The sequence below is a fragment of the Rhodococcus sp. AC861 genome (assembly GCF_979256035.1).
The window spans coordinates 255,337-278,277 of the sequence record NZ_CEEDMW010000004.1; the positions used below are offsets into that span (position 1 = coordinate 255,337).

Sequence of the window (22,941 nt, forward strand, 5' to 3'; positions counted from 1 at the left end):
AGAACACGACGGAAGGTGCGGATGCGCTCGGTTGAGGAGCAGCAGTCGAGAGTGACGGCTGCAGCGGTTGCCCCCCGGCCGGTGCGAGTCGCCATCTCCGAGGCGCAGGGACTCCTGTGCGCCGAGGAAGTGGTGACCGAGCGTCCCCTACCGGGCTTCGACCAGGCAGCGATCGACGGTTACGCCGTGCGCAGCGTCGACATCGCTGCTGCGGGCTCCGCGACCGACGAGAACGGTGCGGCCGTCGACATCTCGCTGCCTGTGGTGGGTGAGGTCGGCGCGGGATCGCGACAGCCCATCCGGTTGCAGCCTCGCCAGGCGGTGCGCGTTGCCACCGGTGCCCCCCTTCCCACGCTTGCCGACGCGGTCCTCCCGATGGATCGCGCGAAGCTCGCTCGTGGACGCATCGAGGTTCTCGCTCCCGTCCGGTCCGGCGAGTACGTGCGACGCATCGGCGACGACGTGCAGCCCGGCGACGTCGCGGTGCGCTCGGGAACCATCATCGGTGCTGCTCAGGTCGGTCTGCTGGCGGCCGTGGGCCGCGACAAGGTGCTGGTCCATCCCCGTCCACGTCTGTCCGTCATCTCCATCGGCGGCGAACTCGTGGACATCGAGCGCACACCCGGTCAAGGCCAGGTCTACGACGTCAACAGCTACGCCCTTGCCGCCGCTGCGCGCGATGCCGGCGCCGACGTCAACCGCATCGGCATCGTCAGTGGCGACGCGAAGCGGCTGCGTGAGGTGGTCGAGGGTCAGCTCATCCGGTCCGAGATCGTCGTCATAGCGGGTGCCGTCGGCGGCAGTGCCTCCGAGGAGATCCGCGAGGCGCTCGAGGATTTCGGCGACATCGAGGTGGGACGCGTCGCGATGCACCCCGGTTCGGTGCAGGGATTCGGGCAGCTCGGGCGTGACGAGGTCCCCACATTCCTCCTTCCGTCCAACCCCGTCAGCGCGCTCGTGGTGTTCGAAGTGATGGTGCGTCCGCTCGTGCGCATCGCTCTGGGGCGTCGCCAGCCGATGCGCCGGATCGTCACTGCGCGCACCGTCGGCCCGATCACGTCCATCGCCGGTCGACGCGCCTACCTGCGCGGACAGCTCATGCGCGACGAGGGCACGGGGGAGTACCTGGTGCAGGCGCTCGGCGGTGCCCCCGGCAGCTCGTCGCATCTGCTGGCCACGCTCGCCGAGGCGAACTGCCTCGTCATGGTCGACCCCGCGGTGACCGAGGTGCGCACCGGCGAAGAAGTCGACGTCGCATTTCTCGCGCAGCGCGGCTGATTCGCTACAGTCTCGAAGTATGCCGCGATCGTGGTCGAGCCATCCAGGATGGCCGGCGAAACTGGGTCCACTCGTGGTCCCCGCGGGTGATGTGACGGTCCGACCCGTCCGCCTGCGCGACGCGTCCGTCTGGTCGCGCACACGCATCGCGAATCGTGCACATCTGGAACCGTGGGAGCCCACCGGCGAGGCGCCCTGGGACATGAGGCACGCGATGTCGTCGTGGCCACCCTTGTTCTCGAGCCTGAAAGCGGAAGCGCGGCGGGGGACGATGCTCCCCTTCGCCATCGAGCTCAACGGCGAATTCTGCGGGCAGCTGACCGTCGGCAACATCGTCCGTGGAGCCCTGCGGTCCGCGTGGATCGGCTACTGGGTGGCCAAGGACGTCGGTGGTCAGGGTGTCGCCACCGCGGCCCTCGCGCTCGGCGTCGACCACTGCTTCGGCGCCGCCGGACTGCACCGCATCGAGGCCACCGTCCGGCCGGAAAACGCTGCGAGCCAAGCGGTTCTCCGCAACGTCGGGTTCCGGCAGGAGGGGCTGTTGCAGCGTTACCTCGACGTCGACGGTGCCTGGCGCGACCACATCCTCGTCGCGATGACGGTCGGCGAGACCCCCGGAACTGCGGCCGATGTGCTGGTGCGTAGTGGTCGGGCGGCCTGGGCGCGCTGACCTCCCCCGGGTGTTCCCGCGGGACTTTCCTGTTCGCGCCACCACTGCAGTGCCCGCGGGAACACGCAACACCCGCGGGAGCCCGAATCGAGGCTCCGCAGTGTGACTGGTGTGACATGAGTGCACTCGTGCTCGGCGCGTCGGCAACCGGCATGCAACGCTCACCACTACGCTGACGTGCAAGCTCACATGTATGTGATTCACGCGGCAGGAGGTGGTGGCAGTGCCCAATTCGGTGATCTGGATCGGCCTCGTCGCCATCTGGCTGTTCGTGCTGGTGCCGATGGTGGTCAAATCGCGTCCGCGCATCAGGCGAACCACCGATGTTGCTCTGGCTACGCGTGTTCTGCACCGAGGTGGCGCACGTCTGCGCGTCGATCCCGGCCCCGCCGCAGGCCACCGCAGCGATCCCGACTGGCGCCCCAGTACACCCGACTCGGAGGATCCGATGGACACCCAGCACGCCGCGGATCACGACGAGGACGAGTACTTCGCCGAGGACTACGTGCCGCAGCGTCGTGGTCGCGGCGGGTTCGATCCCGAAGCCGACGCCATCGCCCGCGCGGCCCGCTACGGCTTCCGCCAGCGCGCGGTGCTCGGCTCGGTGTTCGTCATCGCGATGTCGGCCGCACTGGGTTTCCTTGCGTCGCCGATCTTCTGGTGGGTCTTCACCGTCACACTCGTCGGCCTGTCCTCGTACTTGTTCTACCTCCGCCGTCAGGTGCGCATCGAGGAAGACATCCGCCGCCGGCGTATGCAGCGGCTCCAGCGCTCGCGCCTCGGCGTCGAGTCGAGCACCGACCCCGAACTCAAGCTCACCCCCGAGCGGCTGCGTCGTCCCGGCGCCGTCGTGCTCGAGGTGGACGACGAGGACCCGGCGTTCGACCATCTCGAGCACTACGACGAGCATGTCGGCGACTCCCACCTGGACGTCAGAATGCGTCGGGCTGCCGGGGAGTGACCGGATTTCTGGCAGTCCCGCGGGGCTGCTAGAGTTGCAGACGATCCTGGTTCGCCAGGTCAGGGGCTGTGGCGCAGTTGGTAGCGCGTCTCGTTCGCATCGAGAAGGTCAGGGGTTCGATTCCCCTCAGCTCCACCACGTTCTGCCCGCAACGCACGGTCACAGCGCATCACGAAACTCCTGCATGAACGGTGAGGGCGACGCTCTGCGTCGACGCCAGGCATGCACCAGCCACATCTCGATCAACTCCGGTCGGACGCGCGCCAGGTCGGCCCAGCCGTAGAGAACGTCGCAGTACCGCATGTACCGCCGCACGGTAATTCCGGAGACGGACGGGTTCTCGACCCACCCCAGGTGCACCAGTTCGGATAACGCTTGTTGGTCCACGATCTGTGGACGCTCCAGCGTTCCCTCCGATCCGACCGCCCAGGCGAACAGTGACAGCGGGACGGGACCGAATCCTGTGGCAGCCGGCCACCCCGACCACTCCCGTTGCGGGCCCAGATCGATGAGAGCCGGTGCGCGGCGGCACTCGCCCAAGGCGCCACGCACACGATCGAGCCGCTTCTCGTACACAGGTTCCGACAGGTCTCGCGCATCGGGGAACCGCCGTGCACGTTCGCGGTGACGGTGTCCGACAAGCCATGCAGCGCAGTGGTAGACGGTGGACAGATCGCATCCGCGCCCCACCGAGTGCAGGTCGCCCCGTCGCAGGAAACCGGCGCCGGTGTCGACCAAATCTCCGTTCGCCGCTCGGCCGTGGAGCCGAACGGGGATACGCGCCTCGTCGAGCCGGCTGTTCCACCAGTCGAGATCGACCTCCACGAGGTCACCCATCACGTCGTACTCGTACGAGCGGTCCGCGCACCACTCGAGGCACGCTTCCGGGAGCGCAGGCGTCGTCATGTCGGCGATGGTGGCAGGACCCACCGACAGTCATCACCGCATGACATATGGCCCGGGTCACACATAGGCTCCACCGATGACCACCTCAACGCCCGTCGGGCCCCCCTCGACGAAACGAGCTGTCTACAACACCGTTCGCGGGTCGCTCGGCAACCTCGTCGAGTGGTACGACGTCTACGTCTACACGGTCTTCGCGTCGTATCTGGAGTCCAGCTTCTTCGCAGAAGGTGAGCCGAACGCGGGCATCTACACGATGGCGATCTTCGCGGTCACCTTCGTGATGCGCCCGATCGGCTCGTGGTTCTTCGGCCGGTACGCCGATCGCCACGGTCGTCGCCCTGCCCTCGTCTTCAGCATCTCGTTGATGGCCGGGTCGTCCATGCTGATCGCGCTCACGCCGACCGCGGCGAGCATCGGATCTGCCGCTGTCGTCCTGTTGGTGCTGTGCCGGTTGTTGCAGGGCTTCGCCACGGGCGGTGAGTACGGCACGTCGGCGACCTACATGTCCGAGGCTGCGACGCCCGGCCTGCGTGGGTTCTTCTCCTCGTTCCAGTACGTGACGCTCGTCGGCGGCCATGTGTTGGCTCAGGTCACTCTGCTGCTGGAGCAGACGTTCCTGACGGACGAGCAGATCAGTGCGTTCGGGTGGCGCATCGCATTCGGGATCGGCGGTCTGGGGGCGATCGTAGTGCTGATCGTGCGCCGCACCATGGACGAGAGTCTGAGCAAGGACGACACCGCCGGCAAGCGCAGCGGATCGATGACCGAACTGTTCACGGCGTACCCCAAGCAGCTCCTGATCTGCTTCCTCGTCACCCTCGGTGGCACGGTCGCGTTCTACACGTACAGCGTGAACGGGCCGCTGATCGTCAAGAGTGCCTACAAGGAGGAGGGGATGACCGGGACGTGGATCAACCTAGCCGCCCTGGTGTTCCTGATGCTGATCCAGCCTCTCGGAGGACTGCTCAGCGACCGGATCGGGCGCAAGCCGCTGCTCGTGGGCTTCGGTGTCGCCGGTGTCCTGTGGTCCTGGACGTTCCTGAACCTGCTCCCACGAGTCGACACCCCGATGGTCTCGTTCCTCCTGCTCGCCGGGACGTACGTCATCCTCACCGGATACACGTCGATCAATGCCATCGTGAAGGCGGAACTGTTCCCGGCGCATATCCGAGCCCTGGGTCTGGGACTGGGCTACGCGCTGGCCAATTCGATCTTCGGTGGTACGGCGCCCGTCATCTACACCGCGGCGAAGGAGCGCGATGCACTCGACGCATTCGGCATCTACGTCACGGTTGCCATCGGTGTGTCCCTGATCGTGTACATCTTCGTCCTGAAGAACCGTGCGCATACGTATCTCGATGCGGAGCAGGAGAAGAAGGCCGCCGCGGTAGCGGTGAGCTAGTTTCTCGCGACAGCGGCTCCGGTGTCGACGGACACCACCTTGCTGCCGAAGACACCGTCGACGATCTGGCGGACTCCGGTCGCCAGCTCCTGCGCAGCAACGGGATTGAGCATGTCCGCCATGGAGGGGATGCCGATGTCGACGGCTGCGTCGAACGCCATCTCCACCGTTCCGTCGGCGGTCTCCCGCACCGACCATCGGCCGTCGAAGGATCCGAGGTCGCCGCTGGACTGCTCGAAGGTGACGGTCCGGGCTGTGATGTCGACCGTGTCGCGTTCGATCCACTGCAGCAGTCCGCCGCGGAAATGCGTCGACCACGACGACGACCGCGTGTACGTGGCGGCGTCGACCGGCGGGGCGTCGGTCACGGTGATGTAGTCGACCATCGTGACGTGGTCGCCGAACGAGGCGAAGTCGCTGATGCGCGCGAAGACGTCATCTGCCGAGACGTCCGAGATCGTGGCGACGACGCTGATGATGCTTGGGGACATGATGCTCCTGGAGTCGGGGATGTCAGGCGGGCTGAAGCGTCGGATAGGCAGCGGGGGAGAGGGATACGATGTGCCGCGCGGTCAGCCGAGCCGATCGTTCGATGGTCTCGGCGGTCTGCGCCGCGGGCAGCGGTCCGGATCCGAGCGAGCTGGGGAACGGCGTCGTGTTGAACAGGTTCGCCACGGACGCCAGCAGATTGGCGAACTTGGTCTGTGCGGGGACGTCGAGCATCTCGAAGAACGCCGGCTTCCACAGCCGCTGGAAGACCTCGGGGTGCAGTCGACGCGGGGCGTCGACCGAGATGCCCAGGCGCGTGGCCTCGTCGACGAGGATCGCGATGAGCTGATCGATGTCCAGTGCAGCACGCCCGCTGGTCGCCCACACGTGCTGACGCTCGAACAGCAGAGGGTGATCGACCACGGCGGTGATGGTGTCGGCGACCACGTCGCAGGGCACGAAGTCGTACTGCAGCGCGTCCTCGCACAGCACCACGGGCAGTGTGCCTTTGAGGAAGGCGCGGATCAGCGTGTGCAGTCCCTGGAGCTGTGAGATCTCGCCGGTGGTGGAGTCTCCGCAGACGATGGACGGCCGGACGATCGTCCAGTCGGTTTCGCTCGCGCGTACCAGGGCCTCGCCGTCCTTCTTGCTCGCGATGTAGGCACCGGGGTGCATCGTGGCCATACCGCCCGTCACGTCGGCGACCACGGGCTGCTCGACGAAGGCTGTGCTGACGTGCACCAGGCGTGCCGACGCCGCCGTCGCCAACTCGACGACGTGTCGAACACCGTCGACATTCACCGCTCGTGTCGCGGCGTCGTCCGCTCCGAAGTCGACGACGCCCGCGCAGTGCACGACGACGTCGACGGTGTCGGCCAGTGCCGTCCACTCGGCGTCGTCGAGTCCCAGACGGGGCGCTCGCAGATCACCGCGCACGGAGCGACCCGAGTGCTCGACCGGACGACGCCCCTCGAAGACGACGACGTCGTGTCGCGAGCGCAGGGCTGCCAGGGTGGGGAGTCCGACGACGCCCGAGGCGCCGGTCAACAGAACGGTCACAGAAGTCCTTCCGAGTGGGTGTCACGCAGAGCGCCGGCTACGGCGGTGAGCATCCAGTCGACGTCCGAATCCGTCATGGTCGCCGGCGGGGTGAGGCGCACCACGGGACTGGCATTGAGCGAATGATTGGCGACGACGCGGCGATCGAGCAGTGCCAGCAGGAACCTGCCGGCAGCGCCGGCGTCCCCAAAGTCGAGGCCGATCAGCAGGCCGCGGCCGCGGACACTCATTGTGCCAAGACCGGCTGTGAGAGAACGTAGTTCGCCGAGGATACGGGTTCCGAGTCGTGCGGAACGATCGACGAGATTCTCGTCGTCGATCACGTCGAGTGCCGCGCACGCGGCGGCCATCCCCAGCGGCGCTCCCGAGAAGGTCGAGGTGTGGATGCCGAAGTCGATGTCGAACGCCCGGAAGGCTCGCGGTGTCGCCACAGCCGCCGATACCGGAATCACACCACCGCCGAGGCTCTTTCCCACCAGGACGATGTCGGCCGCCACGCCGTCGCGCTCGCTCTCCCACCACGCGCCGGTACGTCCGAGACCGGTCATGATCTCGTCCATCACCAGCAGCGCGCCGCGCTCCCGGCACAGGGCGGATGCTGCGGCCAGATACTGCGGCGGAGGAATGACGACTCCGCCCTCTCCCTGGATGGGTTCGAGGACCACGCAGGCATCGGAGGCGTCGTCACCCATCGCGTCGGACAGTGCATCGATGTCGCCGTACGGCACGCGGGTCGCGGCGGTGAAGAGTCGGCGAAAGGGATTCTGGTAGGCGCTGTTCGCGGTGAGCGCCAGGGCGCCGAGAGTCTTGCCGTGGTACCCGCCGCCGGCGCCGATCATCCTGTGGTGCCCGGCGCTGCAGGCCATCTTGATGGCGGCCTCCGTCGCTTCCGTGCCGGACGCGCCGAAGTACACCTTCGTCAGGGGTTCCGGAAGCCGAGCAGCCAGTGAGGCGGCGGCCTCGGCTATGCGCGGTTCGAGCAGAGTGCGCGTCGAGACGGGGTGGCGGCCGAGCTGCGCGATGACGGCGTCGACGACTCGTGGATGGCGTGCCCCCAGCAGCAGCGTTCCGTAACCACCGCAGTTGAGGTACTCGACGTCGTCGCTCGACCACACCCTCGATCCCGCGGATCTGTCCTCGACGATGCTGCCCAGCATGGAGGCCACCCGTGCACGAGACTCGGAGAGGTGCTCCCGCGTGTGGGCCAGGACCTCAGGGGGCAGAACCCTGGTGTCCAGAGACGTGTCGATCGACATGGTGAGCAGCTCCTGCCGCGAGGGTGCGCGAAATTCGAGACACCCTGTGAATGGGTGTCACGGGAACCGACGGTAGCCCCGGACCTGAGTCGCGTCAAAAGATCATCAGGCGCAAATCCGTTGCTGCACAGGATCACTCGGTGAACCGATACTCACACGTGAGGAGATGTTCCGGGTGCCGGACCAGTCCGAACCGGTGGGATCACCATTCCTACAACATGCGAATACTCGTTAACTACGCTTGCGGGCTCGGTACGCGGCGACGTTGGCCCGGTTGCCGCAGTTCCCCGTGTCGCAATAGCGTCGTGAACGATTCCGGGACAGATCGACCAGCACCGCGTCGCAGTCGGGGGAGTCGCAGGATCGGAGTCGGTCCAGCTCGTCGGATCGCACCACTTCCGCGAGAGCGACGGCCGTCTCGGCCGTCATGCGTTCCGTCAGGGGTGCATCGTCGTCGCTGACGTGCAGATGCCACCCCCAGTCGCCGTGCCGTGTCAGGTGGGGCTTCGCGTTCGATTCGGCGAGCATCCGGTTGACCTCGGGCACCAGGGCGTCGGCGTCCGACAACTCCCACAGTGCACGCCACGAGGGCCGCAGGGCTTTCACGCCCTCGAGTTCGCTCTCGGACCCGTCGCGTCGCCCGGTCCACTCGTGTTCGTCCAGCATGGCCGTCAGGGTGGGGATGTCCGACAGGTGTTCCTCGCCGTTGGCGCAGGTGTTGATCAGCGCGGCGGACCAGACCAAGGCCGTGCGTGTGTCATGAGTGAAAAGCATTTGACTCGTGACCTTCCGTGTCTCTAGTGTCATGACCAATCTACAGTTCGGTCGTGACACGGCCGACGTCCGCGAAAGGCGCCTCCATGCTGTCTTCCCGTTCCGGCGTGGCGTTCGCCATCGTGTCGGCGCTCTCGTTCGGCATGTCCGGCCCCTTCGCCAAGGCGTTGACCGACGCCGGCTGGTCACCGGAAGCGGCCGTGCTCGCACGCATCGTCGGTGGTGCTGTGATCCTGCTGCCGGTGATCGCACTGCTGCGCAGAAGCGCGGTGGCAGGACTGCGGTCGGCGCCCGTCACCGTCATCGCGTACGGCGTGATAGCCGTGGCAGGCGCGCAAGTGTGTTTCTTCAATGCAATACAACACCTTTCGGTCGGGGTGGCGTTGATGCTCGAGTACCTGGGCCCGGTGCTCGTGATCGGGTGGGTGTGGATCAGTACTCGACGACGCCCCCGCTGGACGACGCTGGTGGGCGTGGTGCTGTCGCTGAGCGGAGCGTTGGTGGTGCTCAACGTGTTCGACGGTGCGGTGTTCGATCCGGTGGGCGTCCTGTGGGGGCTGTCCGCCGCGGTATGCCTCGCGTTCTATTTCGTCGTGTCCGCCCGTCAGGGTGATGCTGTCGATCCGCTGGTCCTCTCGGCTGCCGGTTTGGCTGTGGGCGCCATTGTGGTCGCAGCGGCCGGAATGTTGGGAATGGTGTCGCTGCAGGCGTCGACCGCCGATGTGGAACTCAGTGGGCGTGCATTTCCGTGGTGGACCGCAGTGGCGGTACTGGCGTTCGTCAGCGCCGCTGTCGCGTATGCGGTGGGAATCATGGCGTCCCGCGCACTGGGCGCGTCGACAGCATCGGTGATTGCGCTGGTCGAGGTGCTGTGCGCGGTCGCCGCGGCCTGGATCCTGTTGGGAGAGACCGTGTCGTTCGTTCAAATGATCGGTGGTGCAGCGATTCTGGTCGGCGCGGCCGTCGTGCAGTGGCGTGCCGAGGCGCCGACGCTGCAGGCGACGGCACCGGTACCGACAGGAATGGACGGATCTCGTGGGGTATCCCTTCTGCCCTGAGTCGGCACTGTATGGTGTGGTTGCGTAGTGGTATTCGACAGATGACACTTCTCTCGGGCGGGGACGCGAGTGTCGCTCACCGGTCGGGTGCAGTAGCCATCACGCGAATAGCCATCCGTTCTAGTGGAGCCCGCCATGTCAATCGAATTCGTCGAACTCGCGGAAACGTGGGTTGCCGGCCTGCCTGTGCGCAGTCCGAAACGGGCGCTGGGCTCGCTGTACGACAAGAATCTCGAGCGGGCGTGGTCCGGCATTCTCAATCAGGACATCGGTGAGCCCCTCGGATCGATCTATACCGACTTCGTTCCCGCCATCGGGTCGTACAGCACGCAGATCGTCGGATATCGAGTAGCCGACGGTGACGTCCGACGCGGACATATCGTCGCGAGGGTGCCCGCCGGTCGCTATGCGAAATTCTCCGCGGTGGGCAATTTCCCGCAGGTCCTCACGACATTGTGGAACGAAATCACCCATGCCGAAGAGATCGGGTCGTTCCGCCGTGCCTACACGGGCGAGTTCGAGGTCTATCCCCACGCGTACAAGATCGAGATGTTCGTGCCGGTAGCCGCTCCCGGAAGTGCCGAATGACATTCCGGTTGATCGCTCGTCCGAGCGTGCTGTTCGGCGGACTGGTCGCGCCCGGCATCGAGGCGGGCCCCGAGGGGTCGGCCGGTGACCTGGTCGTCTTCATGCGCGAACGCATCCGCGAGCGCGAGCCGGAGGGGGCGGACATCTACACCGTCTACGTCCCCGATCAGAGGGGCGTGACCAACGTGGTCGTCGGCGTCCCTCGCACCGGTACGGACGATGTGCCCGTCGGCGACGTCTTCGTGACCGTTCCGTCCGGCGCGTACGCGGTCTTCGCACCGTCCATGACGCTCCCGGATCGAGCCGAGGATGCCTGGTCCCAGGTCGAGGATGCTCTTGCCGACGGATCGATCGTCCGGGCGGGTGGCGCCGAATTCGAGTGTCTCTCGCCCGACGGCAACGTCGAAATCTTCGTCTCCGTCCTCCTGCAGTGACCTCTGCCGTCGCGGGCGAGTTCGAACGTGGTGAACGATTGACGCACTTTTACATACCTACCGACGAGTAGAAACAACGCTAGCGGTGCAGGCACTCGCTATCGCGCCCCAGGTTATTGTGATTTTGTCTCGAGTGCATTCTTGTGGCGACGATCAGCACTGTCGTGTGCCTATCATGATCATGCGCAGCAGAAGGGTGTGGCACGGGATTCATACCTGCGGTCCGGGCGAGTCGTCCGGACGCGCGTCACCGAGTGGGGAGCAACAATGGTCAGGCAATTACGTGCAGAGGCAACGCGGTCTGCGGCCCTCCGGGCTGCTGCCGATCTGTTCCTCCGGGTCGGTCATGCCACGGCGACCCTGAGTCAGGTCTCCGCCGAGTCGGGAGTCACCAAGGGTGCTCTCTACTTCCACTTCGCCTCGAAGGAAGAACTGGCGCGCGCGCTGGTCGACGAGGGTCGCGAGCGTGTGGCCGCCGCGTGCACCGGAATGGTCGACAGCCGTTCTCCCGCACTGGAATCCGTCATCGGCATCACGTACTCCGTTCTCGACCTTGCCAATACGGACAACCTGGTGCGCATCATGTACCGGCTCCAGCTCGAGGTGGACGCTCCGGATCCCTCGCGCGGCAGTGTCTTCGGTACATGGCAGAACATCTTCTCCCACCTGTTCGAGCGCGCCATCGAGCACGGTGACGTGATCGACTCCCTCGACTCCGAGACGGCGTCCTGCCTGGTCTCCGAGATGCTGAGCGGCGTTCTCATGGTCGCCGAGGGCACCGCCCGTCTCGACGGAGCCGCGGTGCGCATGGAGCAGGTCTGGCACACGATTCTTCCCTCGCTCGTGCCGCCGGCCAAGCTCCCGTACTTCCGCGAGTTCGCCTCGCGGAGCCTGTCCAGCTTCGTCCGCGATCGCTCGACCACCGAGGTCTCCGTCGACCACTGACGGGTACTGGCGCGCAGCGTCCGACGAGAGCACACTGCAGTGATGCGGGTCACACACGTGGCCCGGTCGCTCGGTGAACTCGGGAGGACATCATGAACGACGCCGCCACGCAGGAACGTGCGACATCCGGGCGCAGGATGTCGGACAACGAACTGCGGAAGGCCATCCGGGTCCTGCAGTCTCGCGCCGACGACGCGCGCCGGCGGGGTGCGGAGGAAGACGCGTCCCGCATCGAGCGGACGGTGCGTGAGTACCAGGACGAGATGACCACGCGCCTCTGATCCTCGTGCGCCTCTGATTCTCGTACACCCGGATCAGCTGGGACCGAAGCGCTCCGTGCGGATGTTCGCTGCGGAGTGTCCTCGGGCGACCAGCATGTCCGCGACCGTGTCGACGAAGCTGGTGGGACCGCAGATGTAGCACCGCGGCTCGAACTCGGCCGGCCACCCGTGGGCGTCGAGGTCCTCGACCGTGATGCGGCCCAGAGGTCGGGTCGACCCCGCAGGTGCGCGGCGCGTGAAGAGAGTGGTCACGTCGACACCGGGAGGCGGATGAGCCCACTCCTGCTCGAAGTACACCTCGGCCGGTTCCCGCACGGAGTAGAGCACCCGGAAGGGCACCCGGCCACCTGTGGCGGACGCCTGCGCACGCACCATCGCACGGAGCGGGACGATGCCCGACCCGCCGCCGATGAGCAGGATCGGGGGAGACGGCGTCTCGTCGGGTCGCGATGGGCGCCAGACGAACCACCGGCCGATGGGACCGCGGATCTCGAACCGGTCACCGACCTCGACGTTCCCGACGAGGTACGGCGACACTTCTCCGTCGGACACGTTCTGCACCGCGATCTCCACACGGGAGGACCCGTCGGGTGCCGACGCCAACGAGTAGCTGCGCTGAGCGCTGTACCCGTCCTCCGCGGTGAGTTTGACGTCCACGTGTTGGCCGGCCTGATGTCCGGCCCAGCCGTCGACGTCGAGGACGAGGGTGGACGCGGACGGTGTCTCGCGGCGAACGGACTCGACCGTCGCGACGAGCCACGGGTGTGCTCCCGTCACGTCAGTCGCCCTGGTAACGCTGCTCGCGCCACGGATCTCCGTAGTCGTGATAGCCGCCGCGCTCCCAGAAACCCTGCTCGTTGTCCACCGTCAGTTCGATGCGTGAGACCCACTTCGCGGACTTCCAGAAATACAGGTGCGGGACGAGGAGCCGCGCGGGGCCGCCGTGTTCGCGCGTCAGGGGCGCCCCGTCGAATTCGGTGACCACCCAAGCCTTTCCGTCGCGGAGATCCTCGAGCGGAAGGTTGGTGGTGTACCCGTCGTACCCGTGGACCACCACGTACCCGGCGTCGGTATCCATGCCGTCGAGGAGGAGGTCGAGGCTGACGCCGTTCCAGCTGGTGTCGAGCTTCGACCACTTGGTGACGCAGTGGATGTCGACGGTCGGCGTCTCGTGGGGGAGCGCGGCGAACTCGTCCCACGTCCACTCGCGCGTCTCCCCGCTTTCCGACGTGACGGAGAACGACCACGTGTCGGTCGCCACGACGGGCGCGGGCCCGATCGCGAGCACCGGGAAGTCCTTGGTGAGGTACTGGCCGGGGGGAGTGCGTCCGTCGTCGCCGCGCCTGCGGCCCACGAAGCCCTTCGAGATCAACGCCATGGTGGGAAAGTCTGCGCCGCCGCCCGCGGCTCTGACAAGTCGGACCACGCGTCGGTCGGCGCGGTAGTGTCGATATCCACCGACGAGAGGCCGAACCCGCATGGTGCTGGGCAGATTGGGTGGATACAGGAAGGCCGGCCGGTCGATGGCCGATCTGCGCGGGGCGATCGTCCTCGTCACCGGTGCAGCCAGCGGAATCGGCCGCGCGACCGCGCTCGAAGCGGCGTCGAGGGGCGCGCGGATGGTCCTCACGGATATCGCCGAGGCAGGCCTGGACCGGACGGTCCGCGATATCACGGACGCGGGAGGCACGGTCGTGTCGAGTCGGGCCCTGGACGTCTCCGAGTACGAGCAAGTTCGCGATTTCGCCGACGCGGTGCACGCCGAGGTCGGCAGCGTCGACGTCGTCATGAACATCGCCGGCATCTCCGCGTGGGGGACCGTGGAGAACATGGCCCACGAGACGTGGAAGGCACTCGTCGATGTGAACCTGATGGGGCCGATCCATGTCGTCGAATCGTTCGTGCCGCCGATGGTTACCGCGGGTCGTGGTGGGCATCTGGTCAACGTGTCGTCCTCCGCGGGGTTGTTGGCCTACCCCTGGCATGCCGCGTACAGCGCGAGCAAGTTCGGCGTGCGGGGAATGTCGGAGGTGCTCCGGTTCGACCTGGCGCGCCACGGCATCGGCGTGAGTCTGGTCGTGCCCGGCGCCGTGCGGACTCCGCTGGTGGACACCGTCCAGATCGCCGGCGTCGACCGGAGCGAACCGCGGGTGGCGAAGCTGGCTGCGCGCTTCGACAAGCGTGCCGTCTCGCCCGAGGTGGTGGCCGAGAAGATTCTCACCGGGATGGCCCGGCGGCACTTTCTCATCTACTCCAGCAACGACATTCGCGTCGGATACTGGGTCGCCCGCAAGTTCGCCCTGCCCTACGAGGTCGCCATGCAGGCCGCGAACGACCACTTCTCGTCGTTGCTGCAACCCCCACGTCGGGGGAGACGCCGATGACGTTCACGCCGCCGCTCGGCGCCGATTCCGAGGTGGGCACGCTGCGCACGGTGATGCTGCACCGCCCCGGCGACGAACTCCGTCGCCTGACCCCACGTAACAACGACCAGTTGCTGTTCGACGGCCTGCCCTGGGTGGATCGAGCGCGCGACGAGCATGACGCGTTCGCACAACTCCTGACCGATCGCGGGGTCGAGGTCCTGCTCCTGGGCGACCTGCTGACGGAGACCCTGGAACGCAGTGGGGCCGCTCGCGTGCAGGGTGTGTCCGCGGCGGTGGACCCCCGGCGCCTGGGCCACGTCCTCGCCCGCGATCTGGCGACGTACCTCCGCGGTCTCCCCGCGCCACAGTTGGCGACCGTGCTGATGGCCGGTATGACCTTCGACGAACTGCCGGTCGCCGACGACTCGGGCGTCTCTCTCGTCCGGCGCATGCATCACGGCGCGGACTTCGTCATCGAACCGCTCCCGAATCTCCTGTTCACCCGCGACTCCTCGTTCTGGATCCAGAAGCGGGTGGCCATCACGTCGCTCGCGTTGCGCGCTCGATCTCGCGAGACGTCGCTGACCGATCTCATCTACGCGTTCCACCCCCGGTTCCTCGGTGTCCGTCGCGCCTACGAATCGCACACCGCCCCGGTCGAGGGCGGCGACGTCCTGCTCCTCGCGCCGGGTGTCGTGGCCGTCGGGGTGGGGGAACGCACGACGCCGGCCGGGGCGGAAGCGTTGGCGCGCAGCCTGTTCGACGACGAGTTGGCCCATACCGTCCTGGTGGTGCCCATCGCGCAGGAGCGGGCCTCGATGCATCTGGACACGGTGTGCACGATGGTCGACACGGACGCCGTCGTGATGTACCCGATCATCCAGGACACGTTGTCCGCGTTCACCATCCGGCGCGAGGACAGCGGAGTGTCCATCGTGGGGGCCAGTCCGTTCCTCGACGCGGCCGCCGACGCGATGGGCATCGGAAAGCTGCGGGTCATCGACACCGGGTTGGACAACGTGACGGCCGAGCGCGAGCAGTGGGACGACGGGAACAACACGCTCGCGCTGGCTCCCGGAGTCGTCGTCGCCTACGAACGGAACGTCGAGACCAACGCGCGGCTCGAGGCGTCCGGCATCGAGGTGCTGCGGATCTCCGGGTCCGAACTGGGGTCCGGTCGCGGGGGGCCGCGCTGTATGTCCTGCCCGGTCTCCCGCGACCCCCTGGGCTAGCGGGAAGGTCGGAGGCCGGTCGGTCGGGACGGGAACTAGCTCAGAACGGAGTTCACGGAGGCTGCCGGGCGCGCGAGGATCGTTCCGCGGTCGGTGACGACGAAGGGCCGCTCGATGAGGATCGGATTGTCGAGCATCGCCCGCAGGACGGTCTCGTCGTCGGCCTCGGCGAGCGCGAGTTCCTTGTACACGGTCTCGCGCGTCCGGACGGCGGTGCCGGGCGTGAGGCCCGCATCGGCGATGAGACGGCGGAGTGTGTCCTCGTCGGGGGGAGTCTCGAGATACTTGACGACGGTCGGCTCGATTCCGGCGTCGCGGATGGTCGCGAGGACGGTACGTGAGGTCCCGCAGCGCGGGTTGTGATAGATCGTCACTGACATGGAGCAAGTATGACGGGGGTAGGGCAGTGAAGTTCGCGATCGATCACGGGTCGGCGACGGCGCCGTTCGAGCAGCTGCGGGTGCAGATCGTCGCCGCGGTGCGATCGGGTGATCTGATCGCGGGGTCCAAGCTGCCCACGGTGCGTGCACTGGCGGACACGCTGTCGTTGGCGCCGAACACCGTCGCCAAGACGTATCGCGAACTCGAGAAGGACGGCGTGATCGAGACGCGGGGACGGTCGGGCACGTTCGTCGCAGCCGGGGGCGATCCGTCCGCCGGCGCGGTGCAGTTGGCGGCCACGGCCTATGTGAAGGCGGCTCGCCGCGCCGGAATCGACGACGACGTCGCGATGAGGTACGTCCGTACCGCGCTGCGCGAGTTAGGTTGACGCTTCAACTAACTGTGTGCCATCGTGGGCTCCGACCGATCCGACCTACTCATCGAAAATCGAGGCCCCCGACGTGAACACACCTGTCGTCCGAGACATCGCCGCCCTCATCGCGCGCGTCGCCCTGGGAGTCGTCTTCGTCGCCCACGGCTGGCAGAAGCTCAGCACCAACGGACTCGATGCCACCACCGCCGGATTCGAAGGACTCGGCATCCCCGCTCCGAAGGTCTCCGCGTACTTCGCCACCTTCGTCGAACTGATCGGCGGAGGCCTGCTGATCCTCGGTCTACTGACGTCCGTCGCAGCGATCCTGCTGGTGGTCGACATGGTCGGCGCCCTCGTCTTCGTGCACGCGGACAAGGGTGTCTTCGTGACCGACGGCGGCTGGGAACTCGTCGTCGCACTGGGTGCGGGCGCACTGCTGCTCGTCGCCGTCGGATCGGGCACGTACAGCGTCGACCGTGCATTCCGTCGAAACGGCTCGCGGTCGCGCGTCAAGGCCTGACCTGCACGAACGTCCATATAGCCCGATCGGTCCGGCTTGTGAACTTGCACCCGGGGCTCGAGGCGAGCAACGTGACTGTTCATGACATCGCGTGTAGAGACCGACACAGGACCCTCGGAGGCCCCCCGGAAGCGCGGCGACAACGGGCGAGACGACGCCGCATCCGCTGAAATACGGACGGCTGCGCCACCCGATCACGGAGATCCCGGTGATCCACCGACACCCGCGCGCGCGACACTGGACCCGATCGTGTTCGGCGTCGCCGCCGCTGTGGTCACGGCCATCATCGTCTGGGGCCTCGCGGGGCCGACCAGCCTCGAGACCGTCACCTCGGCGACGCTCGACTGGCTGGTGACGAACATGGGGTGGCTGTTCATCATCTCCGCCACCGGTTTCGTGCTGTTCTGCATCTACCTGGCGGTCTCGAAGTACGGACGCATCCCGCTGGGCAAGGACGGCGAGAAGCCCGAATTCAAGACCGTCAGCTGGATCGCCATGATGTTCAGCGCCGGAATGGGCATCGGCCTGATGTTCTACGGCGTCTCCGAACCGTTGACTCACTTCGTCACCCCGCCGCCCGGAACCGACAGCAGCGTCGGGACGGCGATGGCGACCACGATGTTCCACTGGAGCCTGCACCCGTGGTCCATCTACGCGGTCATGGGCCTGGCAGTCGCCTACAGCACCTACCGACGCGGCCGCCGTCAGCTGATCAGCTCGGCCTTCTTCCCGCTTCTCGGACGTCGTGCCGACGGTCCCGTCGGCAAGGTCATCGACATCCTCGCGATCTTCGCGACGCTGTTCGGCACGGCCGCGTCTCTCGGTCTCGGCGCACTGCAGATCGGATCGGGCGTCGAGGTCATCGGCTGGCTCGGTGAGGCCGGCACTCTGCTCCTCGTCGCGATCGTGGCCCTGCTGACCCTCGCCTTCGTCGCGTCCGCCGTGTCCGGCGTCGCCAAGGGCATCCAGTGGCTCTCGAACTTCAACATGGTGCTGGCGCTGGTACTGGCCCTGTTCGTGTTCGTTCTGGGACCGACCGTGTTGATCCTGAATCTCATCCCGACCACCATCGGCGACTACGCGAGCCAGCTGTTCCACATGTCGGCACGCTCCGCTGCGTCGTCGGATCCCGAGACGGCCTCGTGGCTCTCGTCGTGGACCATCTTCTACTGGGCATGGTGGGTCTCGTGGACCCCGTTCGTCGGGATGTTCCTCGCACGCATCAGCCGTGGTCGCACCGTCCGCGAGTTCATCATCGGCGTCATCGTGATCCCCAGCGCCGTCAGCCTGGTGTGGTTCTCCATCTTCGGTGGAGCCGGCATCGCCGAGCAGCGTGACGGCGTCGACCTGGCGGCACGGGGCAGCAGCGAGTCGCAGTTGTTCGGCATGCTCGAGAACCTGCCGCTGTTCGGCATCTCGACCGTGGTGGTCATGGTTCTGGTCGCCGTGTTCTTCGTCTCGGGTGCCGATGCCGCGTCGATGGTCATGGGCACGCTCAGTCAGCGCGGCTCTCTCGAGCCGAGCCGCTGGGTCGTGGTGTTCTGGGGTGCCATCACCGGTGGAACCGCGGCGATCATCCTGTGGACTGGCGGAGCCGACGCGCTCAACGGCCTTCAGACGATGACGATCATTGCCGCAGCGCCGTTCGTGCTGGTCATGATCGGACTGTCCGTCTCGCTCTACCGAGACCTGTCGCACGACCCGTTGGTGTTGGAGCAGAAGCGTTCACGCCTGCGACGCATCAAGGATCGCGGCCGAGCCGAGCTGTAGAAGAAGTTCCGACTGCCCTGTGGCTGTCGAGCCGGCGACTACCGCCAGCTCGGCAGCCACAGCTGGTTCTGCCACATTCCCGCCGTGATGGGCTGACCGGTGAGGATGGGCCACAGCCACACGAAGTTGGCGACGACCACGGCGATGTACAGCGAGACGACGATCAGGCCCGGTCTGCCCCGCAGGCGCCGCAGCACGTCTCCCAGGACCAGAGTCAGACCCATGATCAGGAACGGCGCCAGCGTCGCCGCGTAGAAGAAGTACATCTGACGGTCCAACGTCAGGAACCACGGCAGGATGCCGGCGCCGTAGCCGACCAGGACGACGGCGTAACGCCAGTCGCGTCGTGCCACGGTGCTCCACAGTGCCCACCCCAGCATGGGGAACGCCAACCACCACATCGCCGGTGTCCCGACGAGCATGACGGCCTTCACGCAGTTCGCGCCCGTCGAGCAGCCGGTGATCTGCTGTCCGTCGGCGAAGTAGTACAGCATCGGGCGCAGCCCCATCGGCCATGTCCACGGCTTCGACTCCCACGGGTGCCGGTTCCCTGCCGAATTGGTCAACCCGGCATGGAAGTCCAGAACGTTCCCGCTGTAGTACCAGAGCGAGCGCAGCGCGTCGGGCACGAACGAGAACGGTCCGCCGTATCCGACGTCGGTGCCCACGGCGTGCCTGTCGACGCCCGTCTCGCTGGCGAACCACCCGGCGTACGTCGCCAGGTAGACCCCGACGGGGATCGCGACCAGGGCGTACAGCGCCGGCCCCACGTCGCGCACGATCGTGCCCACCCACGGGCGGGTCACGCCGTACCGGCGACGGGCCACGACGTCGAGCGCCACGCTCATCACGCCGAAGAAGGCGATGAAGTAGATCCCGGACCACTTGGTGCCGCACGCGAGCCCCAACAAGATGCCGGCTCCGAAGCGCCACCAGCGCACACCCAGACGCGGCCCCCACGTGGAGGCGTCGAGTCGGCCGTCCACGGCGGCCCTGTGCAGCCGTTCGAGGACGTCGTCGTGGTCGCGCAGCAGTGCACCGAACGCGGCGACGACGAACACCACCATGAAGATGTCGAGCATGCCCACCCTCGACGTCACGAAGGTGACACCGTCGGCGATCAGCAGGATCCCGGCAACCGACCCGAGCATCGTCGAGCGCGTCATCCGGCGCACGATGCGGACGACGAGCAGCACCAGCACGACGCCGAACACGGCGGACGAGAAGCGCCATCCCCACCCGGAGTATCCGAACAGGGCTTCGCCCACCGCGATCAGCTGCTTGCCGACGGGCGGGTGCACCACCAGTCCGTACGCGGGGTTGTCCTCGACGCCGCCGCCGGTGAGCACCTGGTACCCCTGCGGCGCGTAGTGCTTCTCGTCGAACACCGGGGTGCCCGCATCCGTCGGATATCCCAGCATCGTGAATCGCGTGATGGCGGCGATGACCGTGAGGACGCCGGTGGCGATCCATCCCCGCAGTCGGTCGGTCGGCCCGAACACGGCGGACGGCAAGGAGGGAGCGGGGGAGACGAGATGTGCGGTGGGCTGTGCGCCGCCGGGATCCGACGACTCGCGCGCACCGTCGGCACGCGCGGTCAGCAGGGTCACCGTTCGATCGTAGGCTAGGAACGCGCGGGGAGACCGTGACGCAGGATCGCGAACGAGATGAGGGATCACCCGTGCTGGTACTCGGTGCGACACCGATGGGCAATCCCGCGGATGCGTCGCCGCGTCTGCGCGACGCGCTGGCCACCGCCGACATCGTCGCGGCAGAGGACACTCGCCGCACGAAATCGCTGGCCACCGCCCTGGGTGTGAAGATCACCGGGCGCGTCGTCAGCTTCTACGACCAGGTCGAGACCGACCGTGTTCCGGGCCTCGTCGAGGAGATGCGGGAGGGCCGCAACGTCCTGCTGGTCACCGATGCGGGCATGCCGTCGGTCAGTGACCCCGGTTATCGCCTCGTCGCGGCGTGCGCCGAAGCCGGTATCGGCGTGACCTGCCTGCCCGGCCCCTCGGCCGTCACCACCGCATTGGCCCTGTCCGGGCTTCCGGTGGAGAGGTTCTGCTTCGACGGCTTCGCTCCCCGCAAACGGGGTCCCCGCCAGGCGTGGATGCGCACGCTGCTCACCGAGAGCCGGGCGGTCGCGTTCTTCGAGGCCCCGCACCGAATCGCCGAGTGTCTGGCCGACGCCGCCCTGGTGCTGGGGAACGATCGTCGCGCAGCCGTGTGCCGCGAGCTGACCAAGACCTACGAGGAGGTCAAGCGCGGGACCCTCGGTGAACTGGCCGAGTGGGCCGCCGACGGCGTGCGCGGCGAGATCACCGTCGTGCTCGCCGGTGCCGAACCCACGGTCGCCGACCCGGCGGACCTGGTCGCCGAGGTCGAGGATCTGGTGACCGCCGGACTCGGACTCAAGGATGCGTGCGCACGGGTAGCCGCGACGACCGCCGCCGACGTGTCGAAGCGGGAGCTGTACGAAGCTGTGCTCGCAGCGCGGGTCTAACCGACGACCTGCTGGCGCAACCCGTCCGTCGCAGTCTCCAGAACGGACTTGGTGCCGCGCTTGACGATGAATCCGGGAACCGGGATCTTCGGGTCGAGGGTGATCTCGAACTCGAGGTGAGTTCCCTTGTCCGTCTCCGTGAGTCGGTACTCGGCGTGCTGGGACTTCTGCTGAGTGCTCTCGACGACGTCCCACGCCACCGACGTGTCGGTCCACGTGAACTTCAGCACCTGCTCGTCCGTGATCCCCATGACGGCGACGGTCATGTCGGCGAGAACAGGGCGACCCTGATCGTCGCGCTCACGCACCGACACCTTCTTGTGGATCGACGACCAGGCCGGAAGACCCTCGAGGTCGGCGATGACGGCGAAGACCTCCGCGAGGGGTGCTTCGATCTCGACTTCTCTGTTTCCGCTGACAGCCATGGGGTGAATGTAACCGACTGTGAACAGCTAGAGGGCTGTTCCGGTGTCACGCACCGGTACGCAGTGCCGGACGGGCGGTTTCCCGCACCCGTTCGTCCACGAACGCTCCGATCTCGGCGACGGCTCGTACCGATTCAGGAAGAAAATCGGCTGCCTGGAACACGTGGACCTGGTCCTGCCATACCTGCAGACGGCACTCGATGCCGGCGTCGGCGAGTCTGTCCGCCATCAGCTCGGAGTCGGCGTACACCATCTCGGAGGAGCCCACCTGGATCAGCACCGGCGGCATCGACGACAGGTCGGCGTCGACAGGGTTCACGCGTGGTCCACGAACTCCGTCGACCACCAGGCGAGCGTCGACCTGGTCGGCCAGATCCGTCAGGGCCGGAACGGCGTACTTGGGGAACACCGCGCAGCGGTCCGCGTTGGCGTGCGCCATCTTCCGTGCCGGGTCCAGGTCGGTCAGCGGGGACAGGGCGATGACTCCGGCGGCGGGTGCGAGACCCTGCGTCCTGAGTGCCAGCGCGACCATGAACGCGAGATAGCCGCCGGCGGAGTCACCGGCGATGAAGATCTGCTCGGGCAGGTAGCCCGAGTCGAGCAGGTAGCGGTAGCCGTCGACGCCGTCCTCGACCGCGTGCGAGATGGGATTGTGCGGCATCATCCGGTAGTCGACGGCCAACACGTCGGCGCCGGTCGAGCGGGCGATGCGCGAGGTCAGGCGACGATGACTGTTCAGACCGCACACGACGAACGCGCCGCCGTGCAGGTAGAGGATCACGCGGTCCTTGTCACCGCGGCGTACCGGACGCTCGTCGCGTCCGTCGGCGCCGACGCGCCGAGGCCGGTCGGTGCGGATCCACTCGGCACGACAGTTGTCGAGTCCGACGGGCGAGCAGGTCGTGTCCCCGACAGCAGGCAGGAAGCGCCCGGCGTGGTCGACGAGCGACATGGGCCAGGGAAGTGTGTGAGTGCGGGCCCAGACGCCGAGGAACGGGCGGACCGTCGCCCTCAGGTACCTGGACAGGATGGCCGACTGCACGCTGACGCCGTCGAACTCCTGGCGGTCCACCTGATGGGACCGTCCCAGGGCGCGGCGAACTGCCAGTGCTGATCCGCGGTACGACGATGACTGGGACAACGACGGTGTCGACTCGGCCGAGGCGATACTCATGATGCGGCCCTCCACTTCCTTGCTCTTCCTATGAATCGCACGATAGGGCCGAAACGAAACACATCTCGAGGAATAGTTGTAACCGGCGTC

The 22,941-nt window shown here is 66.9% G+C and carries 26 protein-coding genes and 1 tRNA gene; 16 read left to right on the plus strand and 11 right to left on the minus strand.

Going from position 1 to position 22,941, the window contains the following annotated elements; translation table 11 throughout:
* Positions 1-21: 21 nt before the first annotated feature.
* From glp to AC0IX4_RS14690, 4 genes are all read left to right on the plus strand, one after another.
* The gene (gene glp, locus AC0IX4_RS14675; protein WP_042574757.1) at positions 22-1,278 is read left to right on the plus strand and encodes a molybdotransferase-like divisome protein Glp; all 1,257 of its coding nucleotides are present in this window, start codon (positions 22-24) and stop codon (positions 1,276-1,278) included.
* A 19-nt stretch (positions 1,279-1,297) separates the two neighbouring features.
* Positions 1,298-1,948: a GNAT family N-acetyltransferase gene (locus tag AC0IX4_RS14680; RefSeq protein WP_042574758.1), complete on the plus strand. Its 651-nt coding sequence runs from the start codon at positions 1,298-1,300 to the stop codon at positions 1,946-1,948.
* Positions 1,949-2,171: 223 nt separating this feature from the next.
* A complete protein-coding gene (gene sepX / locus AC0IX4_RS14685; protein WP_471829606.1) occupies positions 2,172-2,909 on the plus strand; it encodes a divisome protein SepX/GlpR in 738 nt (245 codons plus the stop codon).
* Positions 2,910-2,971: 62 nt separating this feature from the next.
* Positions 2,972-3,047, plus strand: a tRNA-Ala gene (locus tag AC0IX4_RS14690).
* A 21-nt stretch (positions 3,048-3,068) separates the two neighbouring features.
* Here the strand turns inward: AC0IX4_RS14690 and AC0IX4_RS14695 are convergent.
* The gene (locus AC0IX4_RS14695) at positions 3,069-3,815 is read right to left on the minus strand and encodes an 8-oxoguanine DNA glycosylase OGG fold protein (RefSeq protein WP_471829607.1); all 747 of its coding nucleotides are present in this window, start codon (positions 3,813-3,815) and stop codon (positions 3,069-3,071) included.
* A gap of 76 nt (positions 3,816-3,891) precedes the next feature.
* Here AC0IX4_RS14695 and AC0IX4_RS14700 point away from each other — a divergent pair, with 76 nt between their 5' ends.
* Positions 3,892-5,217 carry an MFS transporter gene (locus AC0IX4_RS14700; protein WP_471829608.1) on the plus strand — a complete coding sequence of 442 codons (1,326 nt, stop codon included), beginning with the start codon at positions 3,892-3,894 and terminating at the stop codon, positions 5,215-5,217.
* On the opposite strand, the gene AC0IX4_RS14705 is transcribed toward AC0IX4_RS14700, so the two are convergent.
* The 4 genes from AC0IX4_RS14705 to AC0IX4_RS14720 form a co-directional block, all read right to left on the minus strand.
* A complete protein-coding gene (locus AC0IX4_RS14705) occupies positions 5,214-5,708 on the minus strand; it encodes an SRPBCC family protein (protein WP_471829610.1) in 495 nt (164 codons plus the stop codon). The genes AC0IX4_RS14700 and AC0IX4_RS14705 overlap by 4 nt on opposite strands.
* Positions 5,709-5,730: 22 nt before the next feature.
* The gene (locus tag AC0IX4_RS14710) at positions 5,731-6,765 is read right to left on the minus strand and encodes an SDR family oxidoreductase (protein WP_471829611.1); all 1,035 of its coding nucleotides are present in this window, start codon (positions 6,763-6,765) and stop codon (positions 5,731-5,733) included.
* Positions 6,762-8,021, minus strand: a complete 1,260-nt coding sequence (locus tag AC0IX4_RS14715; protein WP_471829612.1) for an aspartate aminotransferase family protein — start codon at positions 8,019-8,021, stop codon at positions 6,762-6,764. The genes AC0IX4_RS14710 and AC0IX4_RS14715 overlap by 4 nt, the downstream gene beginning before the upstream one ends.
* A gap of 231 nt (positions 8,022-8,252) precedes the next feature.
* Positions 8,253-8,795, minus strand: coding sequence for a CGNR zinc finger domain-containing protein (locus AC0IX4_RS14720; RefSeq protein ID WP_471829614.1), 543 nt, complete (start codon positions 8,793-8,795; stop codon positions 8,253-8,255).
* Between the two features lie 53 nt (positions 8,796-8,848).
* On the opposite strand from AC0IX4_RS14720, the gene AC0IX4_RS14725 reads away from it, so the two are divergent.
* From AC0IX4_RS14725 to AC0IX4_RS14745, 5 genes are all read left to right on the plus strand, one after another.
* Positions 8,849-9,853, plus strand: a complete 1,005-nt coding sequence (locus AC0IX4_RS14725) for an EamA family transporter (protein WP_471829615.1) — start codon at positions 8,849-8,851, stop codon at positions 9,851-9,853.
* Positions 9,854-9,988: 135 nt separating this feature from the next.
* The gene (locus tag AC0IX4_RS14730) at positions 9,989-10,441 is read left to right on the plus strand and encodes an effector binding domain-containing protein (protein ID WP_042574811.1); all 453 of its coding nucleotides are present in this window, start codon (positions 9,989-9,991) and stop codon (positions 10,439-10,441) included.
* Positions 10,438-10,875, plus strand: coding sequence for an effector binding domain-containing protein (locus tag AC0IX4_RS14735; RefSeq protein ID WP_471829617.1), 438 nt, complete (start codon positions 10,438-10,440; stop codon positions 10,873-10,875). Before AC0IX4_RS14730 ends, AC0IX4_RS14735 begins: the two co-directional genes overlap by 4 nt.
* Positions 10,876-11,073: 198 nt before the next feature.
* Positions 11,074-11,820, plus strand: coding sequence for a TetR/AcrR family transcriptional regulator (locus AC0IX4_RS14740; RefSeq protein ID WP_235579472.1), 747 nt, complete (start codon positions 11,074-11,076; stop codon positions 11,818-11,820).
* Between the two features lie 92 nt (positions 11,821-11,912).
* Positions 11,913-12,101: a hypothetical protein gene (locus AC0IX4_RS14745; protein WP_471829954.1), complete on the plus strand. Its 189-nt coding sequence runs from the start codon at positions 11,913-11,915 to the stop codon at positions 12,099-12,101.
* A 33-nt stretch (positions 12,102-12,134) separates the two neighbouring features.
* Here the strand turns inward: AC0IX4_RS14745 and AC0IX4_RS14750 are convergent, their stop codons facing one another.
* Positions 12,135-12,878: a ferredoxin reductase gene (locus AC0IX4_RS14750; protein WP_471829619.1), complete on the minus strand. Its 744-nt coding sequence runs from the start codon at positions 12,876-12,878 to the stop codon at positions 12,135-12,137.
* 1 nt (position 12,879) lies between these two features.
* Entirely contained in the window at positions 12,880-13,479 is a 600-nt protein-coding gene (locus AC0IX4_RS14755) for a sulfite oxidase-like oxidoreductase (RefSeq protein ID WP_056072608.1), read from the minus strand.
* 145 nt (positions 13,480-13,624) lie between these two features.
* Here AC0IX4_RS14755 and AC0IX4_RS14760 point away from each other — a divergent pair, with 145 nt between their 5' ends.
* Positions 13,625-14,485: an SDR family oxidoreductase gene (locus tag AC0IX4_RS14760; protein ID WP_471829620.1), complete on the plus strand. Its 861-nt coding sequence runs from the start codon at positions 13,625-13,627 to the stop codon at positions 14,483-14,485.
* Positions 14,482-15,699 carry an arginine deiminase gene (gene arcA / locus AC0IX4_RS14765; RefSeq protein ID WP_042574770.1) on the plus strand — a complete coding sequence of 406 codons (1,218 nt, stop codon included), beginning with the start codon at positions 14,482-14,484 and terminating at the stop codon, positions 15,697-15,699. The genes AC0IX4_RS14760 and arcA overlap by 4 nt, the downstream gene beginning before the upstream one ends.
* A gap of 35 nt (positions 15,700-15,734) precedes the next feature.
* On the opposite strand, the gene arsC is transcribed toward arcA, so the two are convergent.
* Complete coding sequence (arsC, locus tag AC0IX4_RS14770; protein ID WP_471829622.1) at positions 15,735-16,079, minus strand: arsenate reductase (glutaredoxin); 345 nt, start codon at positions 16,077-16,079, stop codon at positions 15,735-15,737.
* Between the two features lie 26 nt (positions 16,080-16,105).
* On the opposite strand from arsC, the gene AC0IX4_RS14775 reads away from it, so the two are divergent.
* From AC0IX4_RS14775 to AC0IX4_RS14785, 3 genes are all read left to right on the plus strand, one after another.
* The gene (locus AC0IX4_RS14775) at positions 16,106-16,468 is read left to right on the plus strand and encodes a GntR family transcriptional regulator (RefSeq protein ID WP_042574772.1); all 363 of its coding nucleotides are present in this window, start codon (positions 16,106-16,108) and stop codon (positions 16,466-16,468) included.
* Positions 16,469-16,541: 73 nt separating this feature from the next.
* Positions 16,542-16,973: a DoxX family protein gene (locus tag AC0IX4_RS14780; RefSeq protein WP_042574773.1), complete on the plus strand. Its 432-nt coding sequence runs from the start codon at positions 16,542-16,544 to the stop codon at positions 16,971-16,973.
* An 81-nt stretch (positions 16,974-17,054) separates the two neighbouring features.
* Positions 17,055-18,743: a BCCT family transporter gene (locus tag AC0IX4_RS14785; RefSeq protein ID WP_471829625.1), complete on the plus strand. Its 1,689-nt coding sequence runs from the start codon at positions 17,055-17,057 to the stop codon at positions 18,741-18,743.
* A gap of 38 nt (positions 18,744-18,781) precedes the next feature.
* Here AC0IX4_RS14785 and AC0IX4_RS14790 read toward each other — a convergent pair whose 3' ends face one another.
* Positions 18,782-20,353 carry a dolichyl-phosphate-mannose--protein mannosyltransferase gene (locus AC0IX4_RS14790; RefSeq protein WP_442970503.1) on the minus strand — a complete coding sequence of 524 codons (1,572 nt, stop codon included), beginning with the start codon at positions 20,351-20,353 and terminating at the stop codon, positions 18,782-18,784.
* Between the two features lie 35 nt (positions 20,354-20,388).
* Here AC0IX4_RS14790 and rsmI point away from each other — a divergent pair, with 35 nt between their 5' ends.
* Complete coding sequence (gene rsmI, locus AC0IX4_RS14795; RefSeq protein WP_471829627.1) at positions 20,389-21,252, plus strand: 16S rRNA (cytidine(1402)-2'-O)-methyltransferase; 864 nt, start codon at positions 20,389-20,391, stop codon at positions 21,250-21,252.
* Here the strand turns inward: rsmI and AC0IX4_RS14800 are convergent.
* Together AC0IX4_RS14800 and AC0IX4_RS14805 are read right to left on the minus strand one after the other, a co-directional pair.
* A complete protein-coding gene (locus AC0IX4_RS14800; RefSeq protein ID WP_042574775.1) occupies positions 21,249-21,677 on the minus strand; it encodes an SRPBCC family protein in 429 nt (142 codons plus the stop codon). The genes rsmI and AC0IX4_RS14800 overlap by 4 nt on opposite strands.
* Before the next feature lie 46 nt (positions 21,678-21,723).
* Positions 21,724-22,851, minus strand: coding sequence for an alpha/beta hydrolase (locus tag AC0IX4_RS14805; protein WP_471829629.1), 1,128 nt, complete (start codon positions 22,849-22,851; stop codon positions 21,724-21,726).
* Positions 22,852-22,941: the final 90 nt, after the last annotated feature.